This is a genomic window from Paenibacillus sp. P4_A9 (genome assembly GCF_056402415.1).
In genome coordinates this window covers 208914-231371 of sequence record NZ_JBFUHL010000003.1, presented here as the reverse complement: position 1 = coordinate 231371, position 22458 = coordinate 208914, and the positions used below count along the sequence as shown (strand labels likewise).

20 protein-coding genes are annotated in these 22458 nt (G+C 47.2%); 3 read left to right on the top strand and 17 right to left on the bottom strand.

Features of this window, described 5'->3' with window-relative positions; genetic code table 11:
* The first annotated feature begins 670 nt into the window (after positions 1 to 670).
* Complete coding sequence (locus AC1DVJ_RS04920) at positions 671 to 1171, top strand: S-Ena type endospore appendage (protein WP_477588815.1); 501 nt, start codon at positions 671 to 673, stop codon at positions 1169 to 1171.
* Between the two features lie 414 nt (positions 1172 to 1585).
* On the opposite strand, the gene AC1DVJ_RS04915 is transcribed toward AC1DVJ_RS04920, so the two are convergent.
* The 14 genes from AC1DVJ_RS04915 to AC1DVJ_RS04850 all read right to left on the bottom strand — a co-directional run bounded on the left by AC1DVJ_RS04915 (position 1586) and on the right by AC1DVJ_RS04850 (position 16840).
* Positions 1586 to 2467: a carbohydrate ABC transporter permease gene (locus AC1DVJ_RS04915; protein WP_477588813.1), complete on the bottom strand. Its 882-nt coding sequence runs from the start codon at positions 2465 to 2467 to the stop codon at positions 1586 to 1588.
* Between the two features lie 21 nt (positions 2468 to 2488).
* A complete protein-coding gene (locus tag AC1DVJ_RS04910) occupies positions 2489 to 3370 on the bottom strand; it encodes a carbohydrate ABC transporter permease (protein ID WP_477588950.1) in 882 nt (293 codons plus the stop codon).
* A 91-nt stretch (positions 3371 to 3461) separates the two neighbouring features.
* On the bottom strand, positions 3462 to 4820 hold the full coding sequence (locus AC1DVJ_RS04905) for an extracellular solute-binding protein (RefSeq protein ID WP_477588812.1): 1359 nt from the start codon (positions 4818 to 4820) through the stop codon (positions 3462 to 3464).
* 94 nt (positions 4821 to 4914) lie between these two features.
* Positions 4915 to 5724, bottom strand: a complete 810-nt coding sequence (locus AC1DVJ_RS04900; protein ID WP_477588810.1) for a response regulator transcription factor — start codon at positions 5722 to 5724, stop codon at positions 4915 to 4917.
* Entirely contained in the window at positions 5721 to 7640 is a 1920-nt protein-coding gene (locus tag AC1DVJ_RS04895; RefSeq protein WP_477588808.1) for a sensor histidine kinase, read from the bottom strand. The genes AC1DVJ_RS04900 and AC1DVJ_RS04895 overlap by 4 nt, the downstream gene beginning before the upstream one ends.
* Before the next feature lie 387 nt (positions 7641 to 8027).
* Complete coding sequence (locus AC1DVJ_RS04890; protein ID WP_477588807.1) at positions 8028 to 9116, bottom strand: nitric oxide synthase oxygenase; 1089 nt, start codon at positions 9114 to 9116, stop codon at positions 8028 to 8030.
* 14 nt (positions 9117 to 9130) lie between these two features.
* Positions 9131 to 9460: a hypothetical protein gene (locus AC1DVJ_RS04885; protein ID WP_477588806.1), complete on the bottom strand. Its 330-nt coding sequence runs from the start codon at positions 9458 to 9460 to the stop codon at positions 9131 to 9133.
* Positions 9461 to 9493: 33 nt separating this feature from the next.
* On the bottom strand, positions 9494 to 10192 hold the full coding sequence (locus tag AC1DVJ_RS04880) for a pirin family protein (protein WP_477588804.1): 699 nt from the start codon (positions 10190 to 10192) through the stop codon (positions 9494 to 9496).
* Positions 10193 to 10293: 101 nt separating this feature from the next.
* The gene (locus AC1DVJ_RS04875; protein ID WP_477588802.1) at positions 10294 to 10995 is read right to left on the bottom strand and encodes a hypothetical protein; all 702 of its coding nucleotides are present in this window, start codon (positions 10993 to 10995) and stop codon (positions 10294 to 10296) included.
* 352 nt (positions 10996 to 11347) lie between these two features.
* Positions 11348 to 13288 carry a ribosomal protection-like ABC-F family protein gene (abc-f, locus tag AC1DVJ_RS04870; protein ID WP_477588801.1) on the bottom strand — a complete coding sequence of 647 codons (1941 nt, stop codon included), beginning with the start codon at positions 13286 to 13288 and terminating at the stop codon, positions 11348 to 11350.
* Between the two features lie 108 nt (positions 13289 to 13396).
* Positions 13397 to 13540: an RAxF-45 family protein gene (locus AC1DVJ_RS04865; protein WP_477588800.1), complete on the bottom strand. Its 144-nt coding sequence runs from the start codon at positions 13538 to 13540 to the stop codon at positions 13397 to 13399.
* A gap of 117 nt (positions 13541 to 13657) precedes the next feature.
* The gene (locus tag AC1DVJ_RS04860) at positions 13658 to 14419 is read right to left on the bottom strand and encodes a TSUP family transporter (RefSeq protein ID WP_477588948.1); all 762 of its coding nucleotides are present in this window, start codon (positions 14417 to 14419) and stop codon (positions 13658 to 13660) included.
* Between the two features lie 181 nt (positions 14420 to 14600).
* Entirely contained in the window at positions 14601 to 15005 is a 405-nt protein-coding gene (locus AC1DVJ_RS04855) for a VOC family protein (RefSeq protein WP_477588798.1), read from the bottom strand.
* A 74-nt stretch (positions 15006 to 15079) separates the two neighbouring features.
* Positions 15080 to 16840: a glycoside hydrolase family 35 protein gene (locus tag AC1DVJ_RS04850; protein ID WP_477588796.1), complete on the bottom strand. Its 1761-nt coding sequence runs from the start codon at positions 16838 to 16840 to the stop codon at positions 15080 to 15082.
* Positions 16841 to 16981: 141 nt separating this feature from the next.
* On the opposite strand from AC1DVJ_RS04850, the gene AC1DVJ_RS04845 reads away from it, so the two are divergent.
* On the top strand, positions 16982 to 17938 hold the full coding sequence (locus AC1DVJ_RS04845; protein ID WP_477588795.1) for a helix-turn-helix domain-containing protein: 957 nt from the start codon (positions 16982 to 16984) through the stop codon (positions 17936 to 17938).
* 99 nt (positions 17939 to 18037) lie between these two features.
* A complete protein-coding gene (locus AC1DVJ_RS04840) occupies positions 18038 to 18799 on the top strand; it encodes a GT-D fold domain-containing protein (RefSeq protein ID WP_477588793.1) in 762 nt (253 codons plus the stop codon).
* Here the strand turns inward: AC1DVJ_RS04840 and AC1DVJ_RS04835 are convergent.
* From AC1DVJ_RS04835 to AC1DVJ_RS04825, 3 genes are read right to left on the bottom strand one after another with little or no spacing between them, the layout of a single operon-like run.
* Positions 18792 to 19910 carry a Ger(x)C family spore germination protein gene (locus AC1DVJ_RS04835; RefSeq protein ID WP_477588791.1) on the bottom strand — a complete coding sequence of 373 codons (1119 nt, stop codon included), beginning with the start codon at positions 19908 to 19910 and terminating at the stop codon, positions 18792 to 18794. The two genes, AC1DVJ_RS04840 and AC1DVJ_RS04835, sit on opposite strands and share 8 nt — an antisense overlap.
* Positions 19907 to 20980: a GerAB/ArcD/ProY family transporter gene (locus AC1DVJ_RS04830; RefSeq protein WP_477588789.1), complete on the bottom strand. Its 1074-nt coding sequence runs from the start codon at positions 20978 to 20980 to the stop codon at positions 19907 to 19909. Before AC1DVJ_RS04830 ends, AC1DVJ_RS04835 begins: the two co-directional genes overlap by 4 nt.
* The gene (locus AC1DVJ_RS04825; protein WP_477588788.1) at positions 20977 to 22404 is read right to left on the bottom strand and encodes a spore germination protein; all 1428 of its coding nucleotides are present in this window, start codon (positions 22402 to 22404) and stop codon (positions 20977 to 20979) included. The genes AC1DVJ_RS04830 and AC1DVJ_RS04825 overlap by 4 nt, the downstream gene beginning before the upstream one ends.
* Positions 22405 to 22458 lie beyond the last annotated feature (54 nt).

Genomic DNA, 22458 nt, shown 5'->3' with positions numbered 1-22458 from the left:
GTAATAGTTCAATTCAACCTTATAAATATTAGAAAAGACCTTCCAGCTGGAAGATCTTTTCGAGTACTATATTTCAACCGTATAAGTTAGCTCGTAATCAAAGCGTCCTCTACAAAAATCTTCTGGTCTACCCTCACATTTAAATGAAATACTTTGGACGTTATCCACTACATTCACAAGTGAACTGCCCCCTGGTATCGAATCTGAATAGGTTCCCTTTCCATCCGAATAGGTCACGGTGAAGTATAACGTACATTCGGGACAATCGTTTGAGATACTCCAAAGTAACGTGTTTTTTTTCAACAACGTACCGAATATGAAATGAGTACTCCCATCACATTTACTCGAAATCGGAATACAATTCGAATGTTGTCTAACCAACGGTCCTATTTTACACGGAACATGTGAACATTTGTCATTACAAGAACATGATTTTGTCATTTTTTATCACCCCTATTTTCCCATCAATACTCCTTGTCTTATATATAGTACTGACTTCTCCTACCTTTAGCGCATGTCATATATACTAAGATATTAGCCTTTTTCTCTCACTGTTATAAAAGGCGATTGACTATATATATATAAATTGTATATATGACCTAGTCCAATAAAACCAAGACTACGTACTATATAGAACATGTATCTAATTTGGATTAAAGGAGGGGTTGTTTTGGATGATGAAAAGCTGGCAGAAAAAGCGAAGTTGAAAAATAAAACCAACATTCGGATAGATAATAAAATTAACAACCGTCAAGTAACAATTATTAAAGAAAAATGCAATGATGGAAAAAAATGCCCGGAAGTAAAGAAACGTAAGGGGAAAATAAGAAAACGATTAATTGAGATTCATAGGTGTGTTCCAATCCAACTTAAGTGTGATGGAACTTCGCCTTCGTCGTTTAAACCAGTTTTTATATCAGCAACATCGAGTTCCATCATTAAGCATCCGTCTGGAACTATTACCATTACTAATACTAGTGATACATGTACAATGGAAGTGTCAATTAATAGGATAAATGGTGATCATGGTACGGTACAAGTCGGACCTAGTTCATCGTTTACTTCAACAGTCTCGAATTTAAAAAGTGTGGAAATTCGTTGCAAAGGCTCATCTGATTCAAAATGTACAGGTACGTTAGATTTAGATTTGTTCTTCATTGTTGAGTTCTAACCTGATAGCTACCGTTAAACTACAGGAAGCGAGTTTCCTGTTTTTGCTTGCGCTTACAGTCGCATATTCTCGTAGTTTCCTTGGTGCATACGTGGATACGGTATGTAGTTTTCCAATTTGGAGGGATAATCATGATGGGGCTTAACGGAGATCATCCTCACAGTTTATTATTTAAATTGTGAGGATGATCTCCCCAAAGATCACTTACTGCGAATTCGAAGACTTGAAACCTTAGGGTACTCTTTATTTTCACCGAACTATAAAAAAACAAGAGCAGCTGCCACGGCAGAACTACTCTTGTTGTTTATTGGTTAGTAGAGATACAGTACATAAAGCACCACGACTATTTTCTTTTAAAAACACCAAACCTACACGAAAGCCCTATAGAATCATTACGGGGACTCCTCTACGCGATTACCCTTTCACCGAACCAGCCGCAATGCCTTCTACGATACGGTTACTCAACAGGATGAACGCAATCATGATAGGCAAAATACTGATCATCAGGGTAGCGCCAATCGCTCCCCAATCGGTTGTATATTGGCCGACGAAATTCTGTACGCCAACGGTTAAGGTCTTATACTTTTCAGAGGAAATAAACGTATTCACGAAAATAAACTCATTCCAATTGTAAATCATGTTAATGATGACAGCTGTTGATAACACAGATGCCGTCATCGGCAGCGTAATGCTAAAGAAGATACGATTCACGGAGCACCCGTCCATAACGGCCGCTTCTTCCACTTCACGCGGGAGTGTGTAATAAAAGCCGAGCATAATCATAATCGTAATCGGCAAATTAAACGCAATGTAGGATAAGATGATCGATAACGGATGATTGATGAGGTCCATTTTCATAAACATACTGAATAACGGAATGAGCGTCGAATGTACGGGAATCATCAGGCCCACCATAAACAGTCCAAGCACGAACGATTGCAGCTTCCATTTCATCCGTGTCAATGCGAATGTCACTAAGCTGGCCAGCAATACCGTAACCCCAACCGACACTAACGTCATCCACACACTGTTGAAAAAGTAGCTATTAATATGGCCTTGCGTCCAGACTTTCTCGTAATTCTCCCAGCGCAGTCTTTCGGGAAATGCCATCGGAGCAAGATTAAAGATTTCCTCATTATTTTTCAAGGAGAACAACATGAGCCACAAGAGCGGGAAAATCTGAATCACAGCGACAATCGATAACACGATATACAATACGCCATATCCGATCTGTCCAGGCAGCTTGCTTCGCGGCGTTAGGGCCTGTGTCTGATGACGGGTGGTTTCGAGTTGCATCGGAATCGGAATCTCCTTTCGTTACGAGTATTGGATATCATCTTTGGAAGCCGTCGCTTTGCGGATTAACCAAGTAGCCACGAGGCAAATCAAGAGCAGGAAGAAGCCAATGGCGCTGGCATAGCCGAAATCATAGCCTTTGAACGCTTTGCGGTACATGTAGGAAGCCATGACTTCACTGGATCCGTTAGGCCCGCCGCCTGTCATCACATAGATCAGGTCAAAATATTTCAGCGATCCAACGACGGCCAGAACGACCGTTACTTTCATAACCTCTGCGATTAACGGAACACGAATGGATATAGCAACGCGCCATGGGCTTGCGCCATCAATACGTGCTGCTTCGATCAGCGAGGTCGGTACATTTTTCAAAGCGGCATAATAGATCAAAATATAAAATCCGGCGTACTGCCACAAGATCGGCATAAAAATGGCGTATAAAACAATGGATGGATTGGACAGCCATTCCGGTGTATGCGTGACCCCCAATGACGCTAGGATAGAATTCAATACCCCGTTCGTTGGGTGGAATATTTTCAACCATAGTTGAGCGATAGCAACAGAAGAAAGCAGCATAGGGATTAAATAGATTTTACGGAAAAAATTAGCCCCGCGAATGTTCGCGGATAGCACTAATGCGACTAGTAAGTAAACGATCAAAGAGATCGTCGAAAAGATCGCCAGCAAGAACGAATGCTTCGCGCTTCCCCAGAACAATTTATCGTGCAGCAGTTCGGCATAATTATGCAAACCGATGAAACTCATTTTGCCTACGCCATCCCACTTCATTAACCCGTAATAGCCTGTCATCAGGATCGGCATATAGATTAAAGCTAACAGCAGAAATAACGAGGGAATTACGTAGATCGCAATCATGGATTTGTTGGACATGACTTTATCCATAGCAGGCACTCCCTTTCTCACACCGGTAATGACAAAGGACATATCTCTTTGCAGGGATATGTCCTTTCCCGTATCCTTCGTATTCGGTAGGTTACTTGGCTTCCTTCGCCAAGGCATCCTCATGATTCTTGGCAAAAGCTTCCGGTGTTACCGCTTTACCAAACAAAGCTTGAATCATATTCAAGTGAACTTCTGCGGAAGCAGGCTTCATTTGAACATCTGCGAACAGCGTGATATTGCTCGCTTTATTCAGCTCGTTCAATAGGTCGATGTACATTTGCGGCAGCTTCACTTTGGATGTGTCTACTTTTGTAGCTGGGATTACGCCTGCTTCAGAAATAGCGTGCTCGCCCCACTTCGATACGAAGAAGCTGACAAATTTCTTGGACTCTTCTTTCACTTTGGAGTTGTTCGCAACGAACAAGCCTACGCCTGGTCCGCCAACCCAGCTATCCATATTTCCTTTACCGCCATCAACCGTTGGGAATTTAAAGAATCCGATTTGATCCTTGAACGCTTGTGGAACGTCTTTATTCGTTGTGTAGTTCGGCAATTCCCACGTTCCCATCATGTACATAGCTGCTTTGCTATTCATGAATTCAGCTTTACCTTCATCGTTGCCAAGTCCGTTAAAGCCTTTGTTGAACGCGTTCATGTCTACAAGGCCTGCAATTTCCGAAGCTGCGCGAACTAAGCCAGGATCAGTGAAGGAGCCTGTGCGGTCAATCGCTTTTTTCAATGTTTCTGGTCCGCCGATCCGGTCAGCAAGGTACATGTACCAGAGGGAACCCGTCCAACGGTCTTTGTTACCAAGTGCGATTGGTGCTACACCGTTCGAGCTAAGCGTTTTGACAATATTTTTGAACTCGTCATATGTCTTAGGAGGCGCAAGGTTGTACTTAGCAAAGAGCGCTTTATTGTAATACACCGGTACGATGTTTAATTCAACTGGAAGTCCGTAGGTTTTGCCGCCGAATGCGTACGCATCGGTTGTCCCTTTAACGAACTTGTCTTTCAAATCACCTTGCAGCAGGTCATCAAGTGGAGCAAACATGTCACCTTTTACATATGGATCCATGTAGCCAGCTGCCCATGTGAAGCCCACGTCTGGAAGCGCATTTGAAGTAGAAAGCACTTTCATTTTATTCTTATATTGTTCATTCTCAAGCACTTCTTGTTCGATCGTAACATTCGGATTAGCGGCTTGATACTCTTTGATGATATCGTTTACAATTTTGTTTTGCGTTGCGGAGTTTCCTGTTGGCCAAAGGTGCATCATTTTAATTGTTACTTTTTTAGCAGGTTGAGCACTTGCTGCTTCGGTTGCTTTCGCTGTTGCTGCAGGTGCTGTCGTTTGGCTCGCATTATCTGTAGAGCTAGAGCAGCCCGTCAGTGCCACGGATAGGCCGAGCATCGTTGTTAGTGACCATGTAAGCGTTTTTCTTACCATGTTTTGTTTCCCCCTAATCATTTGTGTGCTACGTGTTTTATTGTAGCGCTTTCATAGAGGCCACAGAGAGTAACAGCTATCGGGTAATATTCCACTATTTCGAGGTATCTATCCGATCCTCGGCATCCATGATCTGTTTCCGATACTGATTTGGGCTAGTCCCTTCGTACTCTTTGAACAGCTTAATGAAATATTTCGACGTCTGATAACCAACTTGCTCCGAAATATCGGCGATCGTTAACCTTGTTTGCAACAGCAGCTCCTTAGCCTTCTGGATCCGGCTTCTCGTGACATATTCGCTGAAGGTGAAGCCGGTTTGCTCTTTGAAAAGCGCGCTGAAATAGCTCGGATTCAGGTGTATATGGCTAGCCACTTCGCTCATGCCCAGTGGCGCTTGTATATTTTGTTCAACATAAAGTACTGCCTGTTGGACAGGCGGGCTATAGTTTTTGTCAGCGGTCTTCGCCTGCATCAGGCGAGTATCCACCATTTTCTCCATCGTCTCTACGCGACCCCGTTTTTCTTCAATGCGCAGTGCTTGCTCGACGGCGTCGATCAGCTTGCTCTTCTGGATGGGCTTGAGCAAATAGTTAACGACACCTAACTCGATGGCTGTTTGTGCGTATTGGAAATCAGGATGTCCGGAAATAATGATCGCAACAGGCTTGTGGGCGAAACTTCGTGTGCCCTCTACCACCTGCAGTCCGTTGATTTCAGGCATTCGGATGTCCGTAATCAAGAGATGAACGGGGCGGGTTTGGAGAAGCTCCAGTGCTTCCGTTCCGTTGCTGCAGCTTAGTATCTGATAACGCCCGATCGACCAGGCTTCTAATGTTTTGCGTATGCCTTCTCTCGTTAATGGCTCATCGTCAACGATGAGTATGGTTTTCCCCGATTCGTTCATCGTGTTCCTCCTAAAAGTTTTTCGCCAGAAAAACTAGCCTCGAAAGCATCAGCTTCAATCGGAATATCGAAGCTCACGCTTGTCCCTTGCCCAGGGACGCTGGAGATCGTCAAACCGCGGTACGTATCTGGAAGTGAAGGGTAATAAAGCTGAAGTCGTCGCTGCACATTGGAGATGGCCATGCCTTTCCCTTTGGCTGATGGGGTAGTCGTGCTAGGGGCAGCACCTGATCCTGATCCAGTGCCAGTGCCAGAGCCAGTACCAATGCCCATGCCGCCGCCCTGCTCTATCGACTCCTTCACAGCTTGAAGTGTCTCTTCGTTCATACCTGGCCCGTCATCACTTACTGTGATCCGCAGTTCATCTGCTTGTAGCGGTGACGGCTCCACACGGATTGTGATGAGTCCCGTTCCTATTTTTCCCTCTAAGCCATGTAAAATCGCATTCTCCACTAAGGGCTGGATGAGCAACTTAGGGATATGTACATGACTGTACGTATCTTCACTGTCTATTTCCCAAACTAAACGGGAGCCGAACCGTACACTCATAATGCTCAAATACCGCTTAATATGTTCCAATTCCTCGGCCAAATCGACCCATACCTCTTTATTGGGATTACCGATGACATAGCGGAATAAATCAGACATGGATACGACGAGATCAGCAAGCGCTTCCTCCTCTTTTTCCTGCAAAGACCAGTACAGTGCTTCTAATGTGTTATATAAAAAGTGCGGGTCAATCTGCGCTTGAAGTGCCTGCAGCTCGGTTCGGCTTTGGATCATTTCTTTCTCATACACGAGTTTAATGAGCCGATTGATATTATCGACCATCTGATTGTAGGTCATGTTCAAATCGTTCAGCTCCGTGGTGTAAGACTGCGTCAGATTGGGTGTCAGCACCCCTTGTCTTGTATTTCTCATGGCTCGCATCAGCCGGAGAATCGGCCTCGTAATCATCGAGGAAAGAAGAAACGAAAGGATAATAAACAGAACCAATCCGATTGCCCCAGATACGATAATTGCCCAACGCAGCACGGAAATCCCATCGGTAATATCACTCACCGGATACAAAATCATCAACGTCCAGCCCGTTTGCTCCGAGAGCTGCTTTACCAGAATGTACCGTTTCTGCTCCAGCGTCACCTGTTGCGAGTCGGTATGCATCAGTCCGCTAATGTTGGCGAGCGCTTCGCCGCCCGAAACAATTGGTCTAGCCGAGCTATCGGCTAGCAGCATCAACTCGCGCTGCCCCGATTCCGGCAGCTGGCTCTGGAAATCAAAATAGCTGCGATTAATTCGCACCATTAAATACCCGCCATTCGAGAACCATCGGTCAATTAAATTGATCCGACGAATGGCTAGCACCGATTCCGGATCCTTCGGATCGTTCCCTACCCAAACTAGCCTGCCCTTTTCTTTATCCGCCTGCTCAATCCAGTTCGGCTCGACGCGTTCCGTAAGCTTCTGCTCATCCAGCGGGAACATGCGCGCAAAGTCAGTGGTATACAGCTCTACATTGCTAACACCGCTATAGCCTTGGATATGATTGGCGATTTTCAAAAGCGACTGACGTTCGCTGAAGCTCATCGTTCTCCCTTGAACGGCCGAAAGAAACACTTGCTGTAGATACACATCATTTACAGCCTGTAACGTTAGCGTATCGATTTGTGTAATGAGCGCTTCCAGCCGGCCATTGGCTTGACTGGCGATTTGCTTCATCTGCGTCTCCGCCTTCGTATTGAGGAGGGTAGACACCGAGTTGTACGTAATAGCGCCTGCGCAGACCAGAACGATGATCATCACGGCAATAAATCCCGCCAGCATCTGATTGCGCAATGTATTCCAGTTAGCTACCTTCTGCCACAAGCGGAGTTCCCCATTTCGCGTATAGTACGTGCTTTCAATATGCCAAATCATACTACATACGAGTTAGTTTGGCTATTAAACTATTGTGGATTGGACCTTTACGACTAACCCTATGCTGCGCGTGCCAGTCCCCATAGAGTTACTCGATTATTTCGAGTAATTCTAAAGCTGGAATATCCAGCTTCAGTGTGGCTCGGCTACTCCAACTGACCTACTAAAGCTGGAATATCCAGCTTCAGTGTGGCTCAGCTACTCCATCTGACATTCTAAAGCTGGAAATTCCAGCTTCAGAGTGGCTAAGCTACCCTGTGGGCGCCACTTTCTATAGAGTTACTCGCAAGTATTTCCTAAACAGCAAAAAGTCTACCCCCGCCCCACACCATGTGTGCATACGTGAGTAGACTCTACAACTTGAATAACGCCCTCCGTGAACTGAGACTAGCGCTTACTTCTACGGTAAAAGAAATTCGGCAGCTTCACTTCGTTCGAATAATGCTGATGAAAAATATGCGTCGTCGCGGGTGAAAGCGGTGGAATCAGCCACGTCCAATCGCCAGTGACGTCACGCCCGCTCTTTTCCTCGTTGTCTTCGAACCGTTTGAACTGCTTCGCCGCCGTATGGTGATCGACGATGGCGACACCCTGCTGCCCAAACGAATGCAGCACCGCTACATTCAGCTCGACCAACGCTTTGTCCCGCCATAGGGACGCTTCGCGCCGCGTGTCGAGTCCCATAATCGCCGCTACCCGCGGCAGCATGTTGTATCTGGTCTCATCGGCAAAGTTCCGCGCGCCGATCTCCGTTCCCATGTACCACCCGTTAAAAGGAGCCGCGGGATAAATCACTCCGCCCATTTCGAGGTACATGTTCGAGACCATCGGCACCGCATACCATTGCAGGTTCAGCTCTTCAAACGCCTGCAGCTCCGGATGCCTAATAGCAACCTCCAGAATCAACGCTTTTGGAATCTCAAACAACCTTGGCGCTCGCTCTCCCACCTGAAGCAAGAGCGGGAGCACATCGAAATGTGTGCCTGCACCTTGCCAGCCGAGTGCCTGGCATTCTTTCGTGAAGGCCAGTGAAGCCGGATCGCCCACGATGCCGTCCCCTGTCTCATAGCCTGCATAACGAACCAACTGTTCGTTCTTAATCTGGACGACGGGCTTTCCATCTCGCGCAGCCGGAAAGACAGTGATAACCGGGCGGATCTTCCCGCCATTCGTCGCTTCCTCAATATGCCTGAAAAGCGCGTCAGCAGCCGCCTCTTCAGTCTCGATATGACGAGCATCGTATACACGAAGCGACTCCCAGAACAAGCGACCGATGCAGCGGTTGCTGTTGCGCCAAGCCATTTTCGCACCATGCGTCAGCTCTTCAATCGTGTGCTCGTACTCCCCTTTATACCGAATCGCTTGCGTGATCTCTGCAATACGCGCGTCAATTTGGGCCTGACTTTTGCCTAATTCGGTGTAGCATTCTTGTATAAAAGGGATCGCTTTCTCTAGTTGTTGGTCCTGAACTTTCATGGGTATTGCTCCTATCACTTCACACTAAATTGGTCGGGAATATAGCTGATATGGGAGGTTGCGACGATCGTTAGCTCGCCCTTGTCCTCGGAATACTGAACGGCATCATCACCGACATAGAACCATAATTTCCGTGTAGGCTCATTCTCAAACTCTTGGAAAACAAATACATTCAATTCATCTTTCCATTTCAAAAGCTCCGCAATTCGCTCTGGCTGATCGATCTGCACGCTGAACAACCATTGTTCGCCTTGCTGCTTCCATGTATAGGACATCGGGTGCTTCCCCGTATCAATAAATGCACGTCCGCCTACCGCATGCTTCACCAAAAAAGTTTCCTTCATCGCTGCAACCTCCTCTATCTCTCCGTTACCGCCTTATGGCAGATCGATTAGCATGAAATGTGTATCTTCCAGTGCACGAATGGTCAATATTGACTCCGCTTGCATACGCGCGCTATCCTTCGCTTCCAGTACCGCATCATTAGCGGAGCATTTCCCGCTTACGAGCATGAGGAAAATGCGGCGATTCTCGCCCTGCTCGAACTGAAGCTCCTTGCCCGCATCCAGCTTACAGAGGTAAATACTCATGTCTTGATGGATTTTCGCAATGTGAGGGCCACCAACAGGAGTTACGACCGGCAAGAGATGGTTTACCATCGCCTCCGGCACATACGTCACATTTTCAAAAGAAGGCTCCATTCCTCGTTTTGCTGGCATAAACCACAGTTGAAAAAGACTCATCGGCTCCGTTTCCGATGCATTATATTCGGCATGAATAACACCGCTGCCTGCGGACATCCGCTGTACGCCATTCGCCGCTGTTACGGCCACATGGCCGAGGCTATCTTCATGTTTTATCGCTCCGCTGAGCACGATGCTGACAATCTCCATATCGCTATGGGGATGTGGGCCAAAGCCCCGTCCTGCTGCGATATCATCGTCATTACAAACACGCATCACACCGAAGCTGACATTCTCTTCATCAAAATAATCGCCGAATGAGAAACTTTTGTGGCTCTTGAGCCACCCCATATCGGTTGAATTACGCGTGTGGGCCGGGAAAACTTGTATCACAGCAATCGCCTCCTTCTACTAGTACCTCTAGCTTATCATACTGGGCTTCTTAACTTCCATGACAGATCAGTGGCGAAACGAAGTCAATTGTGCAACTAAGCCTAATTGCTGCGTTCGATAAGTTGTATTTGCTTGTGATACGTTTGGTTGTTGTCTGTTGACGTGTTGAAAAACTGAATGCTGGCACGCTCAGGGGTGTAACTCGTGTTCCTATCGCCTTGAATCGGAGTGGAGAGATCCAGATATTGCACGACTTTTCCATTCAAAATAAAAACAAGAAGATAGCTATTATCGTAAGATAATCGTAACGAATTATGGGTCCACGTGTAGCCTAGTCGCTCATTGATTTGAGTGTGAGATGTATACGGACTGAACAGATAGAGCTTATCCCATGCAAAATGGGTTAGTTCTTTGACATTCCTTGTAGTTGTTATCCCACTGCCTTGAATGGCATTGATCTGTTTTTGGAAATTTTCAGCTAGTGTTTGATGTTGAATCGGATCGACTTTCTTCAACTGCTGATCCAATAGTTTGATGACGGATAGACTTGTAGGAACGGCCAGTAGGATAGACAGAATGATCATCCACCGTACTTTATGCGTTCGACATCTAGCTATCAGCCGAATAAGCACATACGTAATACCTACGGATATAACAAAAGGCAGTAAACTGATCGTTGTGTTAACGAGGTCAAATCCATTCTCCCTCACATCTATAACCTGATTCACAATGCCATAAGCCAAATAGTACAGGATAGTTAGCACGACCCAGATCATTCCGAAAAGTAATTTGTTCCTACGCATGTACGAACCTCGTTCCTATCACAGATATCCTACATTATCGCACGAAAAATGATTTCTAGTTCCATGAATCATTAATTGCCGAGCACCGCTCTCTTCTGCCTCTGTGACTGGACGGCGAAGGTGTTACGTAGGAGACTCGTTCGGCTAACGGACATGGATGCCGTTATTTCGGTCGAATTTGGCCTTTTCACAATCTAACGGACACTCCAGCCGTTAATCGGGCTTAGTTTCTAGATAGATGACTGAAAACGGGCGAATAGAGGCACCTGTGTCCGTTAGAATTTCAAAGCCGCTAATTTGGAGCAAATAAGGTCCACTGTGTCCGTTTGCGAGTATCGCGTGGGAAACTCTTCTACTCCTCCAGCAGCACCCACTGCTCATACAGCGCATCCAACTGTCCCTGCACAGCTTCCCGCTTCTCCCAAAGCTCAGTAAGCTCCGCCGGTGTCAGCGTTTCGCTTTCTTGCTGCAGCCGGTGATCCAACACCGCCAGCTCCGCTTCTGCGTTCGCGATCCCCTTCTCCATAGCTGCCTTCCCAGGCGCTGCCGCTGTCTTGCCCCGCTTAGCCCCGGAATCCTCGGGCTGTGCCACTTTCACTTTCACTTTCGCCTTATCCGCAGCGAACCGGCGTTCCTCCGCTTCGAGCTCTTCCCGCACGCGAAGCTCTCCGCTCTTTTCCTTATACGCATCAAAATCACCTAAATACACGGTGATCTTCCCTTTGTCTAAATCCCATATTTTGCGTGCGAGCCGATTCATAAAATACCGATCATGCGTCACCGCCAGCACCGTGCCAGGGAATTCCTCGAGCGCGTCCTCCAACGCTTCGCGCGAAGCGATGTCCATGTGATTCGTCGGCTCATCCAGAATGAGCAGATTCGGCTTACGCAGTACAAGCAGGGCTAACCGCAATTGCGTCCACTCGCCGCCAGACAAGGAGCTCACCGATTTGAACACATCCGCACCATAAAATAAGTAAGCCGCGAGTCGCCCTCGCGCTTCGCCTTCTTCCAGCTTCGCTTCTTCGCAGAAATACGCCAATACGGATTTCTTATCATCCGCTGGATACGCCTGCTGCGCCAAATATCCGATGTCGACTCGAGCCCCCAGCTCGAGATCCCCGCCATCCGGCTGCACTTCACCGAGCAGCATCTTCAGCAGGGTAGTCTTCCCTGAGCCGTTATGCCCGACGAGCATCACTTTCTCGCCGTATTCGAGCGCACCCCCAGCTTGCTGCAACAGCACCTTCTCACCGTAACGCTTCGTAACATTCTCGAAGCGCAGCACCCTTCGCCCAGAGCGGTCCTCCGGCTTCAAATCGAAATCAGCCGCCTTCGGATCCAGCACTGGACGCTTGAGCTTTTCCATCCGATCCAGCGCCTTCTGCATGGAGAACGCCCGGCGGAAAAACTTCTCATTCCCGCCGATCCGCCCCCATTCTATCAATTGCTTGATCGTCTCCTTCATCTTTCGGATTACCTTCTGCTGCTCTTGATACTCCGCGAACTGCTGAAGAAGTCGGACTTCCTTCTCCTTCACATAACCCGAATATGAAGTGTGATACGTTGTCGATTCACCGTCTTCCAAATCCACAATTTTCGTGACGACGAGGTCCAGAAAATAACGGTCATGGGACACAATAATGCAGGCACCATCGTAATGCCTGAGGTACTCCTCCAGCCACTCCACGCCGGACAAATCCAAATGATTCGTCGGCTCATCGAGCAGTAATAAGTCTGGCTTGCCAATTAACTGCGAAGCTAAAGTGATCTTCGTCTTTTCTCCCCCCGACAAGGTGGCAAAGCTTCGCTCGTAAAATCCCTTTGCGATATGGAGTCCGTTCGCCACCTGATCGATGCGGGCATCTAGCTCGTAGCCGCCTTCTCGTTCGAATCGCTCCTGCAGCTGAGCGTACCGTTTCAGTAATTGCTCCATCTGTTTCTCATCGTTCATCATCGCCGGACTCGACATCTGCGCTTCAAGTTCACGCATCATTGTGCGGCACGCAAGCAGCTCTTGGAAGCTAGCCGCCAGCACATCATACACCGTGAAGCTTTCCCAAGCGGTTGGAATTTGGGCCAAATACCCAATCCCTGTATCTTTGCGCACCGTCAATTGCCCTTCATCGGGCTTTTCCATCTTGGAAATAAGACGCAGCAGCGTTGATTTCCCACTGCCATTGCGACCCACAAGTCCGACACGCTCCCCTTGATGGATTTCAAACGTAACATCCTCAAGCACCAGCTGTGCACCGTGGTATTTTTTTATATTTTGACCATTAACAATTAACATAATAAAGGATCCTCCTTGGTATGAAGACAGACCCTGACCTGTTCGCAGGTGACACAAAAAGGCCGCAGGAAAAAATTCCCACGACCTTTCGGATGCTTCCGTAGAGGGTTAAGGTAGGCGTCTTTTCGTGAGTTGGTTAACCGTATGCGCATAAGTGGACAGACCTCTCGCGTCTTTGACTTCTGCATGAACGATGCCAGCCATCGCAATGGGTAACTGGCTCACACGGTTGTTTACGAACTCTCGATTCATCCTACCTTCACCTCCTTCAAATTATACTCTGCTAAAATAGTACCATAACCATCGGTCAATTCGCAATGGACCCGTGCCTAGTGATGAATACATGACACGTCACTTAGCAGCCTCCCCCTACAACAAACTCCAAATCTGCTTACCAACCAGCAGCACACATACCGTGATAAAAAGCGGTCGCACATACGCCGAGCCTTTGCGAATCGCCATGCGCGAGCCGAGAAAGGCGCCGCAAGCCATAGCTAGTCCCATAGGGATGCCGACCTTGTAATGTACGGAACCCACTACGATGAACGTCCCCAAGCTTGCGATGTTGCTGCCGAAATTTAGGAGTTTGGCATTTCCTGCTGCTTTGACGAAATCGAATCCGACCATGAGGAAAACGAAAATTAGAAAAGAGCCGGTTCCAGGCCCAAAAAAACCATCATAGAAGCCTAGAACGAAAGCCGCACACCCCATCAAAAAGGCCGTTCTCGCGGAGTATTGACTGAAGGTCGAGATGTCACCCCAATTTTTACGGAATATCGTGTAGATCGTAATCAGAATGAGCATAACAACAACGAGTGGCTTTAAAAAGTCAGAAGGAATTTGCTGCAAAACAAACGTCCCGCATACCGCGCCAGATAAGGAAAGCACGAATAGTACGCGAACTGCCTTCAGATCGATATTTCCTGATCGCATAAAAGATAAGGTGCTTGTCAGCGATCCCATGCTGCTCGCCAACTTATTCGTCCCCAGCGCCACCGCAGGAGGCATGCCCGTTGCAAGCAGAACCGGCACCGAAATGAGCCCTCCGCCTCCGACAACGGAATCTATAAATGCAGCCAGAAAGCCGCCGATGATAACGAACATCATCATTTCCCAACTCAAGTGCAACATAATGGTAGTTAACTCCTCTTGTGTGTTTATAAGTATGGATTGTCCAACACCTATTTTCGCACGATGCAACCGTTCAAGCAAGAATTTACCTATGGTAAATTTATAATTATTTGATTGAACATGAAAAGGCCACCGATCCTCTCGGCAGCCATAGCATTTCTACAAATTTAACGGATCTGGATTAATCGACTTTCGGCTCGGCGGTAATCATCCATATTACACCGTATTTATCTGCTAGTTCTCCGTAGAACAAGCCGAAGGGTTGTTGTGCGATTGGGTATTTCACCTTACCGCCTACCGCAAGCTTCGCGAATGCATCACTAGCTTCATCTTCTGTGTTGTACGCTATACTAAGTGAAATACCAGGCCCTCGCGTAAACGGTTCAAATGAATCCGACATGAAGATGGCATTTCCTCCAGCAACGACCATACTTAAATGCATGACTTTGTCCTTAAACTGATGTTGTGCCCCCATTAACTGTTCATGCGTCATGACGGACAATATCTCACCACCGAGAGCTTCTATGTAAAACGCAGCCTGAGATCTCGCATCATCTGTTGAGAGATAAGGTGTCAATTTCCCCATCTTAAACATCCTTCCCTTTGTGTAGTAGAGTTGTTTAAATTATCTTATCATACTTAGCACAAGATAGTTGCAAATCACCCTAAGTCTGGCGTATCGGTCAGCTCCACAACTAGCTTCTCCGCATGATGCAGTTCTAGAACGATGAGCTCATTACGCCCTTTTTTGAGCAAAGGAGCTGGCACATACAGCGTACGCTGCGGTCCTTTTTCCCAGTAACGGCCTAGGTTGAAGCCATTGATCCACACAATCCCCTTCGACCAACCCGCTAACTTCACAAATGTGTCCCCAGCCACTTCAACGGTAAATTCCCCACTATAGAACGACGGGCGGTCACGCACTTCACTCTCTGGCGCGATTTGTGCAAATGGAATCGTAGTTAGGTTGTCTAATGGGAGTGGATATATCGTCCAATCAAATAAGAACTGATTGTTCATCCGCACGCCCTCTGTGATTCCCTTACAGTCTCTGAGCTTCGGCCCATAGTTCACGCGCCCCATGTTCTCGACCACAATCGCAAGCTTCGCTCCCTCAGCAGGAATGTCCATCTGGAGTGGACGTGCATCCCATCGTTCCACCGTACCTTGATAGACACCATTCAAGAAAACCTGCGCCCGATCATGAACCTCTTGCAGGTGAAGGCTTTCACCGGTACGAGGTCCTGATATGTGTGTCGCATACACGATGAATCCGTAATCTTGCCCGAGCTGTTCCATAGGTACTGGAGAGATGCGCTCGACAGGTTTGGCTAAATAAGACAGATGATCAAGCAAATCTGCCTGCTCTGTCATTGCGATATGACCATAGCTTTTCTTCGCTATGGGTTCTGGCAATGCAGGAAGCTCCGCTTCCGTTTTGCCCAAATAAGTAGCAATCACTTTACGAACGGCACGATATTTCTCCGTCACATCCCCGCATTCCGATAACGGTGAATCGTAATCGTAGCTTGTGATCGTCGCTTCATATTTCTCTTGATAGTTGGCTCCGTTATAGAATCCGAAGTTCGTTCCGCCGTGGAACATATAGAAGTTGACCGATGCACCAAGGCGAAGCATGCGGTCGAAGACATCCGCTACATCTCCCGCATCCCGCGTGTGATGCGGCTTCAACCAATGATCAAACCAACCATTCCAGTACTCCATGCAAAAGAGCGGCTCATCCGCGCGATATTGGCGGAATTTCTCGAAAGCCTCTTCCGGCTGTGAGCCGAAATTGACAGTCGCAAGCGTTCCTGGGACCGTTCCACCCTGCAGCATCCCATCCTCAGGACCATCCGATGTAAACAGCAGTACATCCACACCCCGACTGATTAGCCCATCTCGCAGATAGGTTAAGTACGCGGTATCATTGCCATAGCTGCCATACTCATTCTCGATTTGCATCGCTAGGATCGGCCCGCCATTGGTGCTTAGAAGCGGCGTTAAACGAGGAATTAATTCATCGTAGTAGTTATCCACTTTTTGCAAATACATCGCATCCATACAGCGCAGCTTCATAGCCGGATACTGCAACAGCCACGCCGGTAATCCCCCGAATTCCCACTCCGCACAAATGTAGGGACTAGGCCGCACGATCACATGCAGACCGAGATTGCCTGCAAGCTGGATGAATTTCTCCACGTCTGCAAGACCACTAAAGTTGAATTCATTTTCCTTCGGCTCATGCAAATTCCAAGGCAAATACGTCTCCACGGTGTTAAACCCGCAGGCTTTCAGCTTCAACAGCCGATCTTCCCAGTACTCAGGGACCACGCGGAAATAGTGAATAGCGCCCGACAACATTTGAAATGGCTTGCCATCTAATAGAAATTGTTTATTTGCAGCTGCTAAAATAGCCACGATCATCCCTCCGAATTATGCGTATAAGCGGTGTTTACTCCTCTCATCATCGCTGATTCGGCCCTATCTTCTCAATCTCCAAATGGTGCATGTTCTATACCAAATGTGCCAATGGATGTTATGATGAAACTAACCTTTAACATGAAAGCGAATGTGAATCCGACAATGGTAGATGTTTATCGATTCCCCAACCTAGTAAATACCCTGCAAGTGGTAGGCTGCCATTTCGGCTTGCAACCTCCAGGCTGGCACTACCCGCGACATCATCACCATTTATTTGAGCTGCTATACTGCTCGCAGGGTGAGGTTGTTCAAGAAATGAATCGCGATGTGATTACGATGCGGGAAGGTGACTGGCTGCTGATCAAATCCAGTATAAGGCATGGATCTGCCAATACCAGCATCGAGCCCTATGGGTATTTCAATGTGCATTTTGACCTCGACGATACCGAGATTCGCAGTCTGCTCGCCGCGGCTGCTTATCGACATATCCCTCGTAGGCAGGCCGAACAAAGCAAGCTTATGTGCTATGTAAGTGAGCTAGAGGCTGTCATGCAACGTAACCGCTCTGCGGAGATCATGGAGCTGCAGGATCCAGAGCAGCAGCTTCCGCTGCGCTTCGAAGATAAGCTGCTGCTGCAATCGTATACCCTGCTCATCCTGCATGATGTGCTGCATTTGCTGCGTCAGCAAGAGCAGGCTGCCCCGAAGCAAACGAAGCAACCTATTCAGTTTGAATCGGACCCTAGCAGGGATGCCTCCTTGTTCACCACAGATATCGCGCACGCCATCGAAGAAAAGCTTTCGCTCGGCCTCGGCGAAGAAGCCTCTGTTGCCGGGATTGCCAAGGAGCTGAACCTGAGCCGCAGCCAGTGCACCAAGCTATTCGCCAAGGTGTACGGCCTGTCACCGCGGCAGTATGTCAGCCAGATGAAGCTGAAGCTGGCCAAGGAGCTGCTCGTCACAACGCACATGTCGATGACGGACATTGCGGAGAAGCTTGGCTTCCAATCTGCCAGCCACTTCTCGCGACAATTCCGTCGTTGGACTGGCCAGTCGCCAAGTGAATTTAGGCCCAAGCATCATGCTGTGAAATAAGAGGAAGCGGAAAGTCTTGCAATTCGACAAAATAGGTGCACCCTGTTTCGGCATAATCATAGAATGCATGGTTAGTCTTGAAAAGGAGGTGTATTCGAAATGATAGTTAACGAAATGAAACGGAGAAAAATTATCGAAGCACGCTATGGACGAAAAACGGTCGGGCCCCATTACGTTTATAGGCGATTGGTACAATCGATCAGGTTGCGCAAACCCATTTCCATCATTCGGATCGGCGATGTGGTGGCCAAACTTCTCGCACGCAGAGAGATCAAATCATTGTATGAAGTGTCAGCGTTTCTAGGCATTGATCTACCGCCCTCTCGTAAAATGATGAAGGAATTGTATCAATCAGTCCGAGAGGCTGATATTGTTGGCGTATCGCACTTTGGGCCTAGCATTCCACATATTCAATCGTTTATGAGGAAATCCGGTTGGCACCCTGCGGTCATAGCTGATGCCTTTATCAACGATCAACTGTACGAAAGGGGATACTTGCAGCGCTTGATAAGTGACTATCGTGTAGCTCTCGTTGGCCGAGCCGCCCCAATGGCTGCTAAACAACTACGAAATAAGGGGATTCACGTTGTTATGGCCATACCCCTCAATCACTATAAAGAAATTGGCTCGGTGATGCACAAGCTGAGTAAACACCGCAACGACATCGATCTTGTTCTGGTCGGCGCCAGCGTTCCGGGGAGAATTATGGTCCCCCAAATAGCCAAACGTCTCGGCATATCTGCCATTGAAATCGGCCATATGATGGACGCACTTTCCGATCCGAAAGGTTGGTCCCAGGCACGGGAAAACCGACATGCGTTCAAGTCCAGGTGGATGCAAAAGTTGAAAAGAACTAATTAATAATCCCATGAGCGATAATGCTCACTTTCATAGAAATTTTGAAATTCGCCTTCGGATAGTCGGTTTCCCAGTCCATCTTTTTCCACTCATTCGGATAAAAAGCCATCACGTCCCGCGCAATGCCCAAAGCATCGGAGTTGGCCTGCTGAAGCAGTTTGCATATCCCATTGCTTTCATCCGTTAGTACCTCGGAGAATCGCTTATTCAATTGTTCGATCTTATGCTTGTCTGCTAGGTCTTCCTTGGCATATTCAATGACTCTGCCCTTCATACTCAGGTTGATCTGAATCTGCACTTGCCCCTCCGCATCAATCCAGACCTCTTTATTCCGCTTAAAATTCATTATGTTAAGGGCTAAATAATCGGAGGGTTCATCTTTCTTATTGGAAGATTCCTCCTCTATATCCCTTGTGATTACGCAAATGTCACCTTTCTCTCCGTTCATTAATAAATACAGCATGGATTGTTCCGGCGTTAATGAATAGCCTGTATATTTGCGAGCATGCATAAGAGCCAAGCCGTCAACTACAGCTTTATCGGACTCCTTCCTCAGAATCGGAAGCACGGGATCTCGTCCTGCATCATGTAGAATGGGATAGAGTGAATGCAGCGTCATTGAAGGAATTATCGTTTCATAGTTAGCACTTCTAAGGATTTTCCGTAAATATTCACCTACCGTTGCAGACCCAATACGGTCGAGACGAATCAATTCGCCAGCTTTCCCGCGAACAATCGCTACTTTTGCAAGCATAGGAACATTTGAACTCCGAAAGGAAGCGTCCAGCATTTGAGCTAAATCTTTTCTTGCCAGCTTCTCTCCGATCAGAATGACTTGATTTTTGGAAGTACCTATGGGGCCGGCAATTTGCAATCCGATTTTTTTAAATAAGGCATCTTGCAGCGTTGGTCCCGATGCGGTTAGCACCTCATGGACTGGCGCCGTTCGTTCCTTCCCCCCAGGAGATTGAATAGTCGCGGTAGTGACGATCTCATTTTGATCGTTGGTATCAATCGAGGCAGCATAAATGAGTTGTAGGTTCTTAAGTTCATTTCGATAGTTGCATCCCGAAAGTAGCAGGAGGCTAAGGCATCCAATCGCAAGTTTTCTCATACCGGCGGCATCCGTCCCCTTTCCCCTCTCAGCCAGGCTAACATTAAAAGTACGATCGGAATCCCGAGTATGATAAAGCTATCGAATTGGCTGATTTTCTCCAAGACTTGGATCCGATTCTCCGATCGCCAGAATGTCCCCATTAAACAGACAAGCGGGACAAGATAATAAATGGCTTTTTTGTGCTCATTGCGATGAAATAATAAACCTAATCCTTTCCCTGCGCTGTAGAGGTAACTGATCTGTGTTGACGTTACTTTGACCAGCCAGATAGAAAGAAAGAGCAGATCCAATCGTTCTAGAAACGGCAGGGAAATCCCATTGAGATAGTACGGCACGGGCTGTGGAATGAAACGAAGTGATTCGGGGCTGAAATTTAGATAACAGACGAGAACCATGATCATAAAGAAGGCGGTTGCCACTCCATTTGCCCACAGAATGGGGGGGATCAAGCTCTTTCCTTTGGCCTGTATATCGGAATTCAGCACTAACAACACTTCAAAACCCAGAAAGGAAAGCAAAGAGCTTTTTACCCCCAACATAATGGCGTGAAACCCGCCTTGCCCAACAGGCAGTAGATAGCGGTAATCCATTTGGCTAAAGCTCGTCATCATGATCCCCAGCATCACAATAATGAGTAGGGTAATTAACGCATTGTAACGGGCAATAATCCGAATATTCTCCTTGGCCATGTATAGGCAAACGATACAATTCGCAACGATGATAAGCCCAGGGGTCATGTGGGGCAATATCCATAACTCTACAATCACCATTTCCAGTAATAAAATCAAGCAGCTCGTAAATGTAAAATGTAAGATATACACCACGTTGAGCACATTCCCGAGCCATTTACCGACAATGAGAGGTATGAATTGGTATAGATTTTGCCGCGGAAATCTTTGACATAACATGGCGTAACCCACTAGGAGGAGCTGAACAACAGCTCCAGCCACAAGAACAGAAATCCACCCATCTGCACCCGCAGCCTTATGCAAATCATAAGGGAAGGAAAGCACAGCGATACCAATCTGCGTTTGCAGAATGAATGCAAATAATTGAACCCTAGTCATGATGCCCTCCTATCTGACGCTTTACTGCCGAAGATTCGTTTGGGCAGCTGAACAAGCGTAGTCAGAATGCGTCTGGGATTAAACGGAGTAAACGGATAGAAATAAGGCACTCCAAATGTTTCAAGTTTACTTAGATGCATGAACAAGAGGCAGAAGCTAAAGGCGATACCCGCAAAACCAAGCAGCGCGGAAGCAAACATGATGGGGAATGAGATGAGCCGAATAGCAAGGCGCATTTCATGTGATGGCACACTGAAAGAAGCGACGGCTGTCAAGGAAATGACAACAATCATCGTCGTAGAAACCAAATTGGCATTCACAACTTCACTTCCAATCACGAGACCTCCGACGATAGACAGCGTTGATGCGATCGATTTAGGAAGTCTGATTGCAGCTTCTCTTAGAAGCTCTAGCACGGTGATCATGAACATCGCTTCCATGAGCGGATTGAATGGGATATTTTCCAACGAAGCCTTCAACGAAAACAATAAGTCAATCGGCAGCACATCAAAATGATTGGAAACAATGGATATGTACACCGAAGGAAGTGCAATGCCGATCATGACGCTGATTAACCGAAGGAACCTAAAAAAAGTTCCGTTCCACCACCTGACATTAAAGTCGTCTGCGGCCTGAAAAAACATGAAGAACGTCACTGGCAGAATGGTCGCGGACGATGTTCCGTCTATTAATAGTGCTATTCGTCCTTCCATTAAATGCGAAACGGTAGTGTCGGGTCTTTCGGTTAAAAGCAATTGTGGAAATGGCGACAGATGGCTGCTTTCCAATCGATCGGTAATTTGTCCGGACGATTTAATGAAGGTTGCCTGATTCGTGAGCAGATTGGCTATAATCTCATCGACAACCGTCATGTCGGCAATATCACACATATATAATAGCTTTACGTTCGTCGGGCTTTCGGAACCTACGGTGAAATGCCGTTCAACGAGGTTCGCATTCTTCAACCGTTGGTGGATCAATTGTCCATTGATATAAACGTCATCCACAAATCCAACATGTGATCCGCGAACCGTTTGTTCATTTTGTGGTTCTCCCACGCTGTTCGCGACTCTTGCACTTGCATCGACCAACATAATATCCGTTCGTTGTTGCAGCAGAATCGCACATTTGCCCTGAAGCATTCCTGCCGCTGCTGACTTCAAATCGGTGACAAGCTCAATATCTAGAATCGGAAGTATATCTTCAAGACGGCCTTCCCCAGATTGCAGCAAAGGTTTGAGTATTTCCGATTGCAGCTTATCTGTATCTGTAATTGTAGACAGATAGAGGAGGCTTCCTTGTAAGCCTTGCAAGGTAAATTCCCTGGAACGCAAATCATCGGAAGAATGAAAGAGCTGGAAAAGTTTACGTATATTCGTCTCAATCTCTTCAGAGATGTGAAATGAATCCTGTTCTGTTTCCATACTACCGTGCCCTCCCGCCCTACTACATTTCCGTTAGTATCTACCAGTTGGTCA